The sequence below is a fragment of the Bifidobacterium sp. UTCIF-38 genome (genome assembly GCF_006454495.1).
GTDB lineage: Bacteria > Actinomycetota > Actinomycetes > Actinomycetales > Bifidobacteriaceae > Bifidobacterium > Bifidobacterium callitrichos.
Window position 1 is genome coordinate 15,384 of the sequence record NZ_JFAL01000004.1, and the last position, 15,553, is coordinate 30,936.

Here is a 15,553-nt window from a genome sequence, read left to right on the forward strand (position 1 = left end):
GAAAGGGGAGGTAACACATCATGACTACCCCGCTGTGGAAGCGCGTCATCGCGCGAGTCCTGGAAGCCCTTCTGGCCATCATCTTCGTCTCCCCGCTGATCTGGGTCGTGGTCAGCTCCTTCAGCCCGCAGAAGGGCTCCGCCCAGTCGGAAGGTTGGGGCATCGCCAACTACCTGACCCTGTTCGGCTATCAGGAAGGCCTGCCGAAGTACCTGTTCAACTCGGTCATCGTCTCGCTGGTCGCCGTGGTCTTCTCCGTGGTCGTCTGCACGCTGGCCGGCTACTCGTTCTCCCGCTTCGACTACCCGGGCCGCAACCTCGGCTTCATGGTCACCCTGTCCATCCTCATGGTTCCGTACGCCTCGCTGCTGATCCCGCTGATGGTGTGGTTCAAGGACATCGGCCTCAACGACACCCTGCTCGGCGTCGGCCTCGTCATCACGCTGTTCCAGCTGCCGATGTCGACGTTCATCATGCGCAACGCGTTCGACGCGATCCCGAAGGACATGGAGGAGGCCGCCATGGTCGACGGCTGCAACTCCTTCCAGGCCCTGTTGAGGATCCTCGTGCCGGTCGTCAAGCCCTCGATGGTCACCGTCGGCCTGCTCGCCTTCCTCGAGGCGTGGAACAACTTCATGATCCCGCTGTACTTGAGCTCCTCGGCCAAGTCCACCCTGCCGCTCGCGATGGTGAACATGCGCCAGCAGACCATGGGCGTCATCGACTACGGTGCCACCGAAGCCGGCGTCGTCGTCCTGCTCATCCCCTGCGCCATCCTCTTCCTCGCCCTCCAGAAGTACTACGTCAAGGGCTTCATGGCTGGAGCGGTAAAGGGCTGACACTCTTCCCGGCACAATAAACAACAGTCGGGCCGGTTCGCTTGATGCGCCGGCCCGACGCATCCGAAAGGTACATCATGAAGGTAACGATTACCTCCCCGTTCTGGAAGCAGCGTCGCGACCAGATCGTCGAATCGGTGATCCCCTATCAGTGGGGAGTGATGAACGACGAGATCGACACCGTCGTCCCCGACGATCCGGCGGGTAACCAGCTTTCCGACAACAAAAGCCACGCGGTCGCGAACCTGAAGGTCGCCGCGGGCGAGCTCGACGACGAGTTCCACGGCATGGTCTTCCAGGATTCCGACGTCTACAAGTGGCTCGAGGAAGCCGCCTACGCGCTCGCCTACCACCCGGATCCGGAGCTCAAGGCCCTGTGCGACCGCACGGTCGACCTGATTGCCCGAGCCCAGCAGCCCGACGGCTATCTTGACACCCCCTACCAGATCAAGTCCGGTGTGTGGGCACACCGCGAGCGTTTCAGCCTGATCCAGCAGAGCCACGAGATGTACGTGATGGGACACTACATCGAGGCCGCCGTCGCCTACCACGACGTGACCGGCAACGAGCAGGCCCTTGACGTGGCGAAGAGGATGGCCGATTGCCTCGATGCCAACTTCGGGCCGGAGGAAGGCAAGATCCACGGCGCCGACGGCCATCCCGAGATCGAGCTGGCTCTCGCCAAGCTGTACGACGTGACCGGTGAACGGCGCTATCTCGCGCTCGCCCAGTACCTGATCGACGTGCGCGGTCAGGACCCGCAGTTCTACACCAAGCAGCTCAAGGCGATCGACAACGACAGCATCTTCCCGGACCTCGGCTTCTACAAGCCCACGTACTTCCAGGCCGGCGAGCCGGTCCGTCAGCAGCAGGCCGCCAACGGCCACGCCGTGCGCGTCGGCTACCTGTGCACCGGCATCGCCCACGTCGCGCGTCTGACCGGCGACGAGGAGCTGATGGACACCGCCAGGCGATTCTGGCGCAACATCGTCACCAAGCGCATGTACGTGACCGGCGGCATCGGCTCCACGCATGTCGGCGAATCGTTCACCTACGACTACGACCTGCCAAACGACACGATGTACGGCGAGACCTGCGCGTCCGTGTCGATGAGCATGTTCGCCCAGCAGATGCTGCTCGCCGAGCCGAAGGCCGAATACGCCGACGTGCTCGAGAAGGAGCTGTTCAACGGCTCGATTGCCGGCATCTCCCTCGACGGCAAGCAGTACTACTACGTCAACGCCCTGGAGACCACGCCCGACGGCCTCGACAACCCGGATCGCCACCATGTGCTCTCGCATCGCGTCGACTGGTTCGGCTGCGCCTGTTGCCCGGCCAACATCGCCCGACTCATCGCCTCGGTGGATCGCTACATCTACACCGAGCGCGACGGCGGTCGCACTGTCTTGAGCCACCAGTTCATCGCGAACGCCGCAGTCTCCTCGCGCGGGCTTCGAGCCGAGCAGCGTTCGAACTTCCCGTGGAATGGCCACGTCGAGTACACGGTCTCGTTGCCGGGTGCTGCTGCGGGCGATTCCGGCGTCTCGGCCGAGCCCGTCCGCTTCGGCGTGCGCATCCCCGCGTGGTCGCGCGGATCGTACGCGCTCACGGTCAACGGCCAGCCGTTCGCCGGCGATCTCGAGTACGGTTTCGCGTACGTCGACGTCGCCCCCGGCGAAACCGCCGAGATCGCGCTCGACCTCGACATGTCCGTTCGATTTGTGCGCGCCAACTCGCATGTGCGCTCCGACGCCGGGCAGGTCGCTGTCACGCGTGGCCCGCTCGTCTACTGCGCCGAGCAGGCCGACAACGCGGGCGATCTGTGGGATTACCGTCTCGCCGACGGCGTGACCGGCGCCGACGCGACCGTCGCGTTCGAGCCGGACCTGCTGGGTGGCGTCGATACGGTCAGCTTGCCGGCCGTGCGCGAGTCCGCCGACCCGGACGACGCGCCGCTCTACCTCGACGCCGATGAACCGCGTTCCGGCGACCCCGCCACGCTGAAGCTCATCCCGTACTACGTCTGGGCCAACCGCGATCTGGGCCAGATGCGCGTCTTCCAGCGTCGCTAGCCCCCGCTGGCGTCCCGGTCACTGCTAGCCGAGAGGTCCCCGTCACACGCTGACGGAAACCTCTCGCCGGCAGCGTCCCAGTGGGCCATGTCCGCCGCATCATGACGGAAACCTCTCGCCAAGGAGGTCCTCCGCGAGACAAATCGGTCACACCGCAACCACGGCCTCTCGCCAAGCAGCCGCCAGCGAGAGGCCGTTGCCATGTCCTGACGAAAACCTCTCGCTTGGGGGCGTGCGACCCGACTACGATGGGAGCAAACACGTCAACAGGGCCGATAACGGGGGAGCGCAAGCATGACCGCGTACATGGATCACAAGGATCTGACGAACGACATCATCGACGAGGAACGCGCGCGTCAGATCGCGGACGGCGTCAGGCGCACGATGGACGCCGTCGCCTCAGCCGAGGTCTCATCCGGACGTGAGATCGGCTCGGTCAAACTGCTCGCCGCGACGAAGACCCGCGACGTCGGCGAGATCATCACCGCGATCGACGCCGGCATCCGCCTGATCGGCGAGAACCGCCCTCAGGAGGTGCAGGCCAAGGCCGGGGGATTGACGAAACGGCTCCTCGAACGCGGCCTCACGCTTGGCAAGGACGTGCCGTTCCACCTGATTGGCCAGTTGCAGTCCAACAAGATCGGCAAGGTGCTGCCGGTCGTCAACACCATCGAATCGGTCGACTCGATCGAACTTGCCGAGAAGATCGCCCGCCGTGCGGTCATGCGCGACATGACGGTCGGCGTCCTGCTCGAGGTCAACGAGTCGGGCGAGGAATCGAAGTCCGGCTGCCCGCCGAGCCACGCGATCGACCTCGCCAAGCGCATCGGCGCGATGGGAGGACTGGAACTGCAGGGCCTCATGACGATCGGCGCGCATGTCGACGACGAACGCACGATTCGCGCGGGATTCGCGCATCTGCGCCGCACGCGCGACCAGATCCTCGCCTCGGGCGCCGACGGCACCGAGCATTGCACGGAGCTGTCGATGGGCATGACGAACGACATGGCGCTCGCCATCGAGGAGGGCTCCACGATCGTGCGCGTCGGCACTGCGATCTTCGGGCCTCGCGCGTTCATCTGACGGATCGGACGGTCGATCGGGGAATCATGGTCACTGCGCACAGAGGCAAGGACATCATCCGCATCCACGCCACCGTCTCCGGACTCGTGCAGGGCGTCGGATACCGCTACTTCGCGTATCGTGCCGCACGCGCGGCCGGCGTCACCGGCTGGGTGCGCAACCTGTGGAGCGGCGACGTCGAGGTCGAGGCGCAAGGGTCTCGATCGGCCGTCGCCGCGTTCATCTCACAGTTGAAGGTCGGGCCGAGATGGGGGCACGTCGACCGGGTCGTCGTCGACGAGATCGACGTATACCCCCACGAACCCGACTTCCACGTCGAGAACTGACGTCGGGAACTGACGTCGTCCGGAAATCAGTCGCCGAGCGCGTCCTTGATCGCGTCGACGAAGTAGTCCAGATCGTCGGGCTTGCGGGAGGTGATGAGCTTCCAGCCGTTTGCGTCGTCGACTGTCAGCTGGCTGTCGACGTAGTGGCCGCCCGCGTTCTCGATGTCCGCGGCGATGTAGCGGCACGGCGACGCGGTCTTGCCTTCGATGAGCCCCGCGTTGACCAGCAGCCAGGCGCCATGGCAGATTGCCGCGATCGGCTTGCCCTCGTGCGCGAATTCCTGCGCCAGCGTGATCGCGTCCTCGTTCACGCGGATGCGATCGACGTTGCAGGTGCCGCCGGGCACGACCAGCAGGTCGTAGTCGGACGCCTGCACGTCGGAGAGTTTCGCGTCGGGCGTAAGCGTCTCGCCTTCGTAACGATCGTGCTCGACGGTCTCGCACTTGTCGAGCGTCGTCGCGGCGAGCGTCACGTCGGCGCCCGCGGCCTGAAGATCGCGCAGCGGACGGGTCAGCTCCGTCTCCTCGATGCCCCAGTTGTTGACGATGATCAGTACCTTCGATGCGTTGACTGCCATGGTTCCTCCTCGATCGGATCGGTTGGCGCTGCCTTTTGACGGCTTGTCTGCGGGGTCCGTCCGCGTTTCTCGACGGGCGATGCACCCCACCCCATTATGCCGCTGCGCTCTTCCATTCGCGCGTGTTCTCGCGGTAAGCTGGAGGCGAGTTCATCAGCGACATGACGACGAGGAGGGCGCCATGACCAATCCGTTTTCCACCAATCCCGAGAATCCGAACGCGCAGCAGCATGATCAGGGCGATCAGAATGGCCTGAACGAGCCGCCGGCGCAGCCCGTTCAGGACTCCCAGCCGGAGCAGGCTCCGAATCCGTTCAACCCCAATCCCAATCAGGAGGCGTCCGCCAATCCGGTCAATCCGGTCAACCCGGCATATGAGCCGCAGGGATACGGTGAGCCCTACGGATACGGCCAGAATCCGAACGGCCAGACATCGTACGGCCAGAATCCGTACGGGCAGCCCGCCGCGCAGGCCGCCGGTTACGCGCCGCAGCCGGACCAGTCGGGCCAGAATGGGCAGCCTGCCTATGCTCAGCCGGGTCAGCCGGGGCAGCCGGGTCAGTACGACCAGTACGGTCAGAACCCCTACGCCCAGCCCGGCCCCTACGCCCAGCCCGGATACGGCTATGGTTACCCGGTGCCGCCGCAGAATCAGAACTGGAACGTGATGGCCGTCGCGGGCTTCATCTGCTCGTTCTTCATCGCGATCGCCGGTCTGATCCTGAGTATCATCGGCCTTAGGCAGGTCAAGCGCACCGGCGAGAAGGGCCGCGGCCTCGCGATCGCCGGCATCATCATCAGCGCCGTGCAGATGGTGCTCGTGATCCTCGTCATCATTCTCGTCGTGATCGGCGCTGCCGCGGGCGCGTTCGACGTCACCTACCATAGCGGCAACAGCGATCACGACTACTACGACACCGATTACGGCTATTACGACGACGCTTCGGCGACCTCGACCTCCGCGGCCGATCGAGCCCGTGCGGCCGTCCCCGGTTCCGAGGCGGCCCGCACCGCCTCGATCGACGCGATCATCGCCGACGCCTACGCCGCCCTGTAACCCGAACCTCCTGACGTAGACATCCTGGCATAGACATAGAGAACCCGTCGCTGCGCATCGCCCGGCGACGGGTTCTCCCATAATCGCCGCCGTCTACGCCTCCGACGGGTCTTGCGATTGGTTGCTTGAAGAGTAGTATTTTCTACTCTTGTATGGTATGCTAGTGGGTATGAAGTTGTCCGAGTATGCGCGTCTGCATGGGATTCAGTATCGGGCGGCCTGGAATCGTTTCAAGGCCGGCCGGATTCCGGGCGCGTATCGGGACGAGGTGGGGTCGATCATCGTGCCCGACGAGTCGAAGGGGTTCTCGCTCAACGACGCGGCCGTCTACGCGCGCGTGTCCGACCCCTCCAAGGGGAGAACCCAGTTGCCGGCGCAACGAAAGCGCGTCGAGGACTGGGCCGTGGCCAATGGCTATCATATCGTCGCTTCCGTCGCGGAGGTCGGCTCCGGCGTGAGCGACACGCGGCGCAGGCTCACGACCCTGCTCAAACGAACCGACTGGGGCACGCTCATCGTCGAGCACAGGGATCGCCTCACCCGTTTCGGCTTCAACTGGTTCACCCTGTTCCTCGAATCGCAGGGTCGGCGCATCATCGTCATCAACGAGACCGGCGACGACCGTGCGGATCTCGTGCGGGATCTCGTATCCATCATCTACTCGTTCAGCGCGCGACTCTACGGACAGCGACGGTCCAAACGCGCCATGGCCATGACACGCGTCCTCCTGGAGGGAGAGGAGGCGGATCATGCCGGCCAAACCAGGTAAGGCGTACCGTTCGTACGCGGTGTCCGTGCCTCTGAACCGGGGCAAGGCCATGCGTCTGCGCGTCATGCTGCGGCCGTGGAGACTGGGATTGCGGCGCACGTTGCTTCTGCTTGAGGACGGGCTCATCCGAGGCGAGAGGCTCCCCCGGTACGTGGACGCCAAACAGTGGGAGGGGTTCAGCCAAAGGCAGTGGGACTCCATCACCCGGCAGGCCCGGGCCATGATGGGCTCGTGGATCGAATTGCGCGTCATCGACTTCCGGTCGATCGTATCCCATTCCACGCTCGATGACGGCATGAAACGCGAACTGTGGCGCATCAACCTGCGCCACGCATGGTGGGAGCCGGTCGATGACGAGGCCCATAGGATGGCGCGCCGCATCATGAAGCATCTGCGCAAACGCCACCGGTTCCCCAATCCCATGCGATGCCGCACGCTGAGCATGGACGGCAAGATCGCCGAAATCCAACCCTCCGCCATGGGCGGCACGTTCCCCTACTGGGCGCGCATCTCCACCCTCGACAAGGGTCGTCCGATCCACGCGCCCCTCGACATCCACTCCGATCTCAACCCGCATCTCGACCCCCGGGATCTGGAGACGCTCGCCAACCATCTTCAGATCCGGTTCGACGAGGACGGCGGCATGACCGTCCGTCTCATGACCACGCAGGACAAGGCCGAGCCACGCGTCCAGGGCGATGTCGTCGGACTGGACTGGGGCCTGTCCAGCCTGTTCGCCACCTCCGAGGGGCGCCTCTACGGTCTGCGCCTGTTCGCATGGCTCCAACAACGTGACGAGGAGCTTCTCGCGCTGACCCGCGACCTCGCCCGCTCCAACGTCGGATACCGTGATTCGAAGCGCTTCCGCCGCCTTAACAAACGCATCCGCGACCATGTGACCAACGAGGTCAACCGCGTCCTCAATCTGATCGCGGACGATCGGGTCATGGAGCTCGTCGTCGAGGACCTCGACTTCCGTCACGGCGGACTGTCGAAACGGCTCAACCGCATCGTCACCCGCGCCGGCCGCAACGCGGTACGCGCCAAGCTCGAACGGCTTCACGCGCTCAAAGGCATCACCATCACCCGGGTCAACCCCGCGTACACCAGCCAGGAATGCCTCCGATGCGGGTGGACCTCCCCCGGGAACAGGCCCGACCAGAAACACTTCCGCTGCGAATGCTGCGGATACACATGCAACGCCGACATCGTCGCCGCCACCAACATCAAGGCGAGACGTTCCCGCCCCGAAGACTGGCGATGGATCGGCAGACACACCATCCTGAGCAGACTCCGCAAAGAGCACGCCCAGCGATGCCCGGACAGATCACACTGCCCGTCACGCCGCCCGGAGTACGGCTCCCCGACGTCGGCCAAAACGAAAGCCAAAACCGATGCGCGGGTCAAGAAAACAACAACATCATAAAATACCAGTTGCTCTCATACTCTAGACTGGACCTATGAGAATCGCACGCTTTTCTTTGAATGACTCTCCGCGCTACGCCTTCGTCCAGACGGACGAATCGGACGGCAAGGACTATCTCGTCGAACTCGACGGCCACCCGCTGCTGGGCGGCCAGGTCACGCCCACCGGCAACCGCTACCCGCTCGATATGGACGGTCTGCGACTGCTCTCCCCGGTCATCCCGTCCAAGGTCTACGGTCTGGCCAAGAACTACGAGGCCCACGCCCAGTTCATGCACGAGGCCGGCCACTCCGAGATCAGCCACGCGCCGGAGGACATGGTCATCTTCACCAAGCCGTCCACCTCGGTGATCGGCCCCGACGATCCGATCGTGTACCCGGCCTGCTCGAAGGACATGAACTTCGAGCCCGAGGTCGCCGTCGTGATGGGTCGCGTCGCCAAGAACGTGCCCGTCGAGAAGGCGATGGACTACGTGCTCGGCTTCACCTGCGTCAACGACGTCACCCTGCGCGATCTGCAGGGCATCGATCCGACGTGGACCCGTGCCAAGGGCTTCGACACCTCCTGCCCGCTCGGCCCGTGGATCGTCGGCCGTGACGACCTCAACTGGCGCGACGCGAAGATCTCGTTCACGCTCAACGGCGAGGACGTGCCGATGGCGTCCGGTACCACCGCCAACCTCGTGCATGGCATCCCCGAGCAGATCGCCGCGATCTCCTCGTTCTCGACGCTGCTGCCCGGCGACGTCATCATGACCGGCACGCCGAACGCCTCCGGTCACCTCGACCCCGGCGACGAGACCATCGTCCACGTCGAAGGCATCGGCGACTTGCGCAACGTGATCGTGCGCGCGTAGCGGCGTGATTCGCCGCGGCCGTCCCCGTGCCATAACGTGTCGAATATCGCGTTTTTCGTGCGTTGTGTACACGTTGGGTTGTCACAACGCGCGATTCCGTGTGATTTCTGCACGTTGTGACAGCCGTCGTCCGTTCTTCCCGGTCAAGCGCTCGATTCAGGGCGAGAGGAATGGCGGAATTCTGCCCTTTTGCATTACCGACTCATGACCGCTCACTGCCTATTGCGGCTGGTTCCTGTCACAACGTGCGATTCCGCTCGGTTTCGTCACGTTGTGACAAGGATTCTCGTCACAACATAACGAAAAGACCGCTGCGGGCGCGTTGTGACAATCAGCGCCTGCCAATAGAAGCCACTAAGAGGACGAACGCGAGCCGACGTAGGTCAGACGGCGGGGCGAATGGTGCGATTGTTGCAACGGTAGTCAGGCGCCCTGCGTGGAGTCTTGGCCGGGTGCTGTCTTTGCTGCCTCATCAATCGTTTTCTGCCTCATATGCTACCAAAATGATGTAGAAAACCGGCGATGCAGTAAATGAGGCAGAAAGCGCTTGCCTCCCGCCCATCTCGAAATCAAAAACTTGAGTCGATGGAGCTCAAGTTTTGGGAATAGAATGGCCTCCAGGTCTGTTGAGTCTGTCAGAACATGACAGCAATGCCTTGGACTGGCAAGCCGATACGTCGAATGAAACGGATCGACGGATCGGCCAGCCCGCCCAAGGCGAATGACAGACTTGGAGGACATTCATTATGGAACAGAAGTTCACCACCATGGCCCAGGAGGCCATCGGCGACGCCATCCAGAGTGCGTCCGCCGCGGGCAACGCGCAGGTCGAGACCCTGCACGTCATCGATGCGCTGCTGCGCCAGGAACAGGGAGTCGTGCGCGGCCTCATCCAAGCGGCCGGCGGCGATCCGCAGGCCATCGGTGCGGCCGTGCGCAATGCGCTGGTCGGACTGCCGAGCGCGTCCGGCTCGACCACCTCGCAGCCGCAGGCCAGCCGTCAGCTGACCGCCGCGCTCGCGCAGGCCGAGAAGGAGATGCAGCAGATGGGGGACGAATACGTCTCCACCGAGCATCTGCTCATCGGCATTGCCGCAAGCGCGCCGAACCAGTCGGCCGACATCCTCAAGAAGTACGGAGTCACCCCGGAGGCACTGCGCAAGGCCGTGCCGAGCGTGCGCGGTGGTGCGAAGGTCACCAGCCCGGACGCGGAGGGCAGCTACAAGGCGCTGGAGAAGTACTCCACCGATCTGACCGCCGCCGCGAAGGAAGGCAAGCTCGACCCGGTGATCGGCCGTGATCAGGAGATCCGCCGCGTCATCCAGATTCTCTCCCGCCGTACCAAGAACAACCCGGTGCTGATCGGCGAGCCGGGCGTCGGCAAGACCGCCGTCGTCGAAGGCCTCGCCCAGCGTATCGTCGCCGGCGATGTGCCGACCACGCTGCAGGGCAAGAAGCTCATCAGCCTTGACTTGGGTTCGATGGTGGCCGGCTCGAAGTACCGTGGCGAGTTCGAGGAACGCCTGAAGAGCGTCCTCAACGAGATCAAGAGCGCGAACGGCCAGATCATCACGTTCATCGACGAGATCCACACGATCGTCGGCGCCGGTGCGGCCGAAGGCTCGATGGACGCCGGCAACATGTTGAAGCCGATGCTCGCCCGTGGCGAACTGCGCCTGATCGGCGCGACCACGCTGGACGAGTACCGCGAGAACATCGAGAAGGATCCGGCGCTGGAGCGTCGTTTCCAGCAGGTGTTCGTCGGCGAGCCGAGCGTGGAGGACACCATCGCGATTCTGCGTGGTTTGAAGCAGCGTTACGAGGCGCACCACAAGGTCACGATCGGCGATGACGCGCTCGTCGCCGCCGCGACCCTGTCCAACCGGTACATCTCCGGCCGTCAGCTGCCGGACAAGGCCATCGATCTGGTCGACGAGGCCGCCGCGCACCTGCGTATGGAGCTCGATTCCTCCCCGGAGGAGATCGATGAGCTCCAGCGCAAGGTCACGCGCTACGAGATGGAGGAGATGCAGCTCAAGAAGGCCGAGGACCCGGCCTCCAAGGAGCGTCTGGAGAAGCTGCAGGCTGAAATGGCCGACGCCCGCGAGAAGCTTTCGGGATTGAAGGCCCGCTGGGATGCGGAGAAGGCCGGCCACAACAAGGTCGGCGATCTGCGCGCCAAGCTCGACGCTCTGCGCGTGCAGGCCGACAAGTTCACCCGCGAGGGCAACCTCGCCGAGGCCAGCCGCATCCTGTACGGCGAGATACCGGCCATCCAGAAGCAGCTCGCCGCCGCCGAGAAGGCCGACGCCGAGTCCACCGAGGAAGGCCAGAACAAGCCCGAGCCGATGGTCCCGGATCACGTCGACGCCGATTCCGTCGCCGAGATCGTCTCCGACTGGACCGGCATCCCCGTCGGCCGCCTGATGCAGGGCGAGAACGAGAAGCTCCTGCACATGGAGGACTACCTCGGCAAGCGTGTGATCGGCCAGAAGGAGGCCATCACCGCCGTGTCCGACGCCGTGCGCCGCTCGCGTGCCGGCATCTCCGACCCGAACCGCCCGACCGGCTCGTTCCTGTTCCTCGGCCCCACCGGCGTGGGCAAGACCGAACTCGCGAAGGCGCTCGCCGACTTCCTGTTCGACGACGAGAAGGCGATGGTGCGCATCGACATGTCCGAGTACATGGAGAAGGCCTCCGTGTCCCGCCTGATCGGCGCGGCCCCCGGCTACGTCGGCTACGAGCAGGGCGGCCAGCTCACCGAGGCCGTGCGTCGTCGCCCGTACTCCGTCGTGCTGTTCGACGAGGTCGAGAAGGCGAACCCGGAGATCTTCGACGTGCTGCTGCAGGTGCTCGACGACGGCCGTCTGACCGACGGCCAGGGCAGGACCGTGGACTTCAAGAACACGATCCTCATCATGACCTCCAACCTCGGCTCCCAGTTCCTCGTCAACGAGGACATGGACGCCGACGCCAAGAAGAACGCCGTGATGAACGCCGTGCACATGAACTTCAAGCCGGAGTTCCTGAACCGTCTCGACGACATCGTGATGTTCCACCCGCTCACCCGCGAGGAGCTCGGCGGCATCGTCGACATCCAGGTCCACTCGGTCGCCCAGCGCCTCACCGATCGCCGCATTACGCTCGACGTGACTAGCGCCGCACGCGAATGGCTCGCCAACATGGGCTACGATCCGGCCTACGGCGCGCGTCCGCTGCGTCGTCTGGTCCAGACCGAGGTCGGCGATCAGCTGGCCCGCATGCTATTGGCCGGCAAGGTCCACGACGGCGACACCGTGCTCGTCGACCAGACCGGCGGCGAGCACCTTGAGCTCACCGACATGCCGGAGGACCCGCTTGCCGGTGACCACAGCACCCCGTCCGACGACCCCGACGTCAACGTCGAAGACGTCAAGACCGACGAGTGAGATAGTCCATCTCACGCGGTATCACGATTCGTGGCGATCATGGATCAGTGCGCAGCAACCGCGCTGCCCTGAACCTAACCCATGATCGTCACTCGCAAAGCCCGATGCGCATTCCCGCGCACCGGGCTTTTTGCTGTTCGTTGGAAGATCTGTTTTTGGCCCCCTCTGACGAGGGGGCTGTCAGCGAAGCTGACTGGGGGAGAGAAAAACCATCAGGCGATTGGCGAGGCCAACTTCCCTCCTATTCACCCAACTATTCACCCAACGCTTCAACCAGCCATCTCGGCATCGCCGGATCGTCCGGCTTCAACGCCCGATCGGAGTGATCCTTACGCAGCTCGTCCCACCCATGCTCGGCGAACAGCGGCAGCAGATCGGCCGCCGCGCACGGCTCCGGCCGGTCGATAAGCCGCAGCAGCCACGCACAGCAGCCGATGACCTCCTCGGCTCCCACCCCGCGGGCACGCAGCGCCCCCATATCCAGCGACCGCTCGCGCTTGGCGAGACGGCGTCCGGCGGCGTTGTCGATCAGCGGGATATGCGTGTAGCGCATATGCGCGGGCGCCTTGGCTAGACACTCGCGAATATAGATCTGCAACGCGGTGGACCGCAGCAGGTCGCGCCCGCGCACGATGGAGTCGACGCCCATCAGCAGATCGTCGACGGTGACGACGAACTGATACGCGAACAGCCCATCGGACCGGCGAATCACCGAATCGCCGATCTCGCGCGCAAGATCATAGGTCTGCGGCCCGAAAACCTCATCCACAAAGCTGACGGTGCTGTCGGCAGCACCGCGATCCGCCTCCGTCATCGCAATACGCAGGGAATGCCGATCCCCATGTGCGAGCCTCGCCGCAACGGTTTCAGGGTGATTCTGCATCAGCCGCCGGCAGGTGCCCGGGTAGATCTGGAAGCCATCACCCTCCTGTGGTGCGGAGGCGGCGCGAATGTCCGCGCGTGAGCAGAAACACGGATAGATCAGCGCGGGTCGACAATCCCGCAGCGCCGCAAGCGCCTCCTCATATATGTCGAGCCGTCGCGACTGGTACACGGGTTCATCGTCCCAATCAAGCCCGAGCCAGGTGAGATCATCCATGATCCATCGGTCCGCGTCCGGCAGCACGCGGGGGGTGTCGATGTCCTCGATGCGTAGCAGTATGCGGCCATTCCCGTTGGTCCCGTCGGTTCCGTTCCAGCTGCCGCCGGCGCGGGCATCAAGCCACGCCGCGAGCATCGCGGTGATGTTCCCGATATGCATGCGCCCGGAGGGAGTCGGCGCGAATCGTCCTGTCATGCCCTCTAGCGTAATACGCGCGAATTCACCTGCCGTTCGTAAGACCCCGTTTCCCCGTATAGGCCCTCGGCGGTAATCTGATAACCAACATTGCGGGGCCGGCGACTGACCGCGACCCCGCGTCACGGAAGGATCAAGGACCGTCATGTCGAAATTCCTCAGGAACGCACTGATCGGCGGCGCAGCGCTCGCCGGCGCAGCAGCATGGGCGCTCGCCCCGCGTTCGTTCAACGACAAGCGTCGTAACTTCGTGCCCGTCATCCCCGACGTCTGGTATGCGCATCGCGGCCTGCACGACGCCGGATCGGGTCTGGTCGGCGTCACCGACATTCCCGATTACGGCGGCGACAACCCGGTGAGCGCCCAGGCGGACACCACCGATGCGTCCATCGCCGAGAACGCCGACTATGTGGCGCTCGCCCGGCGCATGGCGCTGAAGGCCGGCTACGGCACGCCCGATGTGACCGGTCCGCTCGCCCCGGAGAACTCGCTCGCCGCATTCGCCGCAGCCTGCGAGGCCGGCTACGGCATCGAACTCGACCTGCAGCTGACGCTCGATGGACAGGTCGTCGTCGTCCACGATGCCGACCTGCTGCGTGTGGCCGGCGATCCGCGCCGCATCGAGGATCTCACCTATGACGAGCTCACGCGCATCCCGCTGTTCCCCGCGGCCAACGGCTCCAAGCCGGGCGATCTCAAGGCCGCCCCGCTGCCGGGCGCCGAGGAGAAGGTGCCGTTGGTGGTCACGCCGCCTACCGCGCCCACGGGCTACTACCAGCATGTGCCGCTGTTCTCCGACGTGCTCAAGGTCGTCGCCGGCCGCGCGCCGCTCATCGTCGAGTACAAGTTCTCCAACAACCAAGCGTGGGGCGAGCGCGAGGTGGAGTTGATGGAGAAGGGCCACGCCCTGCTTGAGGCGTACAGCGGCCCGTATGTGATCGAATCCTTCCACCCGGGTGCCGTCAATTGGTACAAGGAGCATCACCCGGACGTCTGCCGCGGACAGCTGAGCTGGCCCGCCAAGCTCGGCAAGAACGGTCCGGCCGAATGGGCTGCCGGTCTGCTGGCCTTCGACTGGCTGTCCCGCCCCGACTTCATCGCCTACGACTGGACGGGCGGTTCCTCGCCGCAGGTGCGTCTCGCCCGTGCGATGGGCGCGATTACGGTGTCGTGGACGGTGCGCTCCAGCGCCGAACTGGCCGACTGCGACCAGTTCTTCGATCACCACATCTTCGAGGCGTTCGTCCCCGACGACATCCGCTGATTCGCCGGGGTATGGCCGACTGACGCCGGAAACGGCGAAACGCCGGAGAGCCCCACCCGCCAGTCCTGCTGGTTTTACTTGTGGTAGGGCTCCCCGGCGTTGATCTTGTAGGCGCGGTAGATCTGCTCGAGCAGAATCACGCGCATGAGCTGATGCGGGAACGTCATCTTCGAGAAGCTCAATCGAAAGTCCGCGCGGCGCAGGATCGCATCATCCAGCCCGATCGATCCGCCGATGACGAGCTGGATGTGGCTCACGCCGTGCAGACCCCAATCCGAGATCCTTGCCGCCAGCTCCTCGCTGGACAGCTGCTTGCCGTCGATCGCCAGGGCGATGACGAACGCATTGTCGCGCAGATGCTTCGCGATGCGTTCGCCCTCCTTCTCCTTGATCTGCCGTTCGACGCCTTCGGAGGCGTGCTCCGGCGTCTTCTCGTCCGCGACCTCGATGATGTTCAGTCTGCAATAACGTGACAGACGTTTCGAGTACTCGTCGATGGCGTCGCGCAGGTAGCGTTCCTTCACGCGCCCCGGCGCGATGATATCGATCTGCATGTGG

General features: G+C 64.4%; 13 protein-coding genes. 10 read left to right on the forward strand and 3 right to left on the reverse strand.

All coding sequences use genetic code 11. From position 1 onward, the window contains the following. The first annotated feature begins 20 nt into the window (after window positions 1-20). From BW11_RS01865 to BW11_RS01880, 4 genes are all read left to right on the forward strand, one after another. A complete protein-coding gene (locus BW11_RS01865) occupies window positions 21-839 on the forward strand; it encodes a carbohydrate ABC transporter permease (RefSeq protein ID WP_043165657.1) in 819 nt (272 codons plus the stop codon). Between the two features lie 77 nt (window positions 840-916). Further along, the gene (locus BW11_RS01870) at window positions 917-2,911 is read left to right on the forward strand and encodes a glycoside hydrolase family 127 protein (RefSeq protein ID WP_140444634.1); all 1,995 of its coding nucleotides are present in this window, start codon (window positions 917-919) and stop codon (window positions 2,909-2,911) included. 294 nt (window positions 2,912-3,205) lie between these two features. Continuing rightward, window positions 3,206-3,994 carry a YggS family pyridoxal phosphate-dependent enzyme gene (locus BW11_RS01875; RefSeq protein WP_140444633.1) on the forward strand — a complete coding sequence of 263 codons (789 nt, stop codon included), beginning with the start codon at window positions 3,206-3,208 and terminating at the stop codon, window positions 3,992-3,994. 26 nt (window positions 3,995-4,020) lie between these two features. After that, window positions 4,021-4,320, forward strand: a complete 300-nt coding sequence (locus BW11_RS01880) for an acylphosphatase (RefSeq protein WP_107044776.1) — start codon at window positions 4,021-4,023, stop codon at window positions 4,318-4,320. A gap of 26 nt (window positions 4,321-4,346) precedes the next feature. Here BW11_RS01880 and BW11_RS01885 read toward each other — a convergent pair whose 3' ends face one another. Further along, a complete protein-coding gene (locus BW11_RS01885; protein ID WP_140444632.1) occupies window positions 4,347-4,898 on the reverse strand; it encodes a type 1 glutamine amidotransferase domain-containing protein in 552 nt (183 codons plus the stop codon). Window positions 4,899-5,079: 181 nt separating this feature from the next. On the opposite strand from BW11_RS01885, the gene BW11_RS01890 reads away from it, so the two are divergent. From BW11_RS01890 to clpB, 5 genes are all read left to right on the forward strand, one after another. Next, window positions 5,080-5,955 carry a DUF4190 domain-containing protein gene (locus tag BW11_RS01890; RefSeq protein ID WP_181162469.1) on the forward strand — a complete coding sequence of 292 codons (876 nt, stop codon included), beginning with the start codon at window positions 5,080-5,082 and terminating at the stop codon, window positions 5,953-5,955. Window positions 5,956-6,118: 163 nt separating this feature from the next. Then, a complete protein-coding gene (locus BW11_RS01895; RefSeq protein ID WP_375137619.1) occupies window positions 6,119-6,724 on the forward strand; it encodes an IS607 family transposase in 606 nt (201 codons plus the stop codon). Then, a complete protein-coding gene (locus tag BW11_RS01900) occupies window positions 6,705-8,150 on the forward strand; it encodes a zinc ribbon domain-containing protein (RefSeq protein WP_140444629.1) in 1,446 nt (481 codons plus the stop codon). The genes BW11_RS01895 and BW11_RS01900 overlap by 20 nt, the downstream gene beginning before the upstream one ends. Window positions 8,151-8,184: 34 nt before the next feature. Beyond that, window positions 8,185-9,006, forward strand: coding sequence for a fumarylacetoacetate hydrolase family protein (locus tag BW11_RS01905; RefSeq protein WP_043165646.1), 822 nt, complete (start codon window positions 8,185-8,187; stop codon window positions 9,004-9,006). Between the two features lie 746 nt (window positions 9,007-9,752). After that, window positions 9,753-12,434 (forward strand): ATP-dependent chaperone ClpB, encoded by a 2,682-nt coding sequence (gene clpB / locus BW11_RS01910; protein WP_140444628.1) that lies wholly within the window; start codon window positions 9,753-9,755, stop codon window positions 12,432-12,434. 253 nt (window positions 12,435-12,687) lie between these two features. Here the strand turns inward: clpB and BW11_RS01915 are convergent, their stop codons facing one another. Further along, window positions 12,688-13,731, reverse strand: a complete 1,044-nt coding sequence (locus BW11_RS01915; protein WP_140444627.1) for a glutamyl-Q tRNA(Asp) synthetase — start codon at window positions 13,729-13,731, stop codon at window positions 12,688-12,690. A gap of 145 nt (window positions 13,732-13,876) precedes the next feature. Here BW11_RS01915 and BW11_RS01920 point away from each other — a divergent pair, with 145 nt between their 5' ends. After that, window positions 13,877-14,995 carry a glycerophosphodiester phosphodiesterase family protein gene (locus BW11_RS01920; RefSeq protein WP_140444626.1) on the forward strand — a complete coding sequence of 373 codons (1,119 nt, stop codon included), beginning with the start codon at window positions 13,877-13,879 and terminating at the stop codon, window positions 14,993-14,995. Window positions 14,996-15,069: 74 nt separating this feature from the next. Here BW11_RS01920 and rlmH read toward each other — a convergent pair whose 3' ends face one another. After that, window positions 15,070-15,549 carry a 23S rRNA (pseudouridine(1915)-N(3))-methyltransferase RlmH gene (gene rlmH / locus BW11_RS01925; RefSeq protein WP_043165638.1) on the reverse strand — a complete coding sequence of 160 codons (480 nt, stop codon included), beginning with the start codon at window positions 15,547-15,549 and terminating at the stop codon, window positions 15,070-15,072. Window positions 15,550-15,553 lie beyond the last annotated feature (4 nt).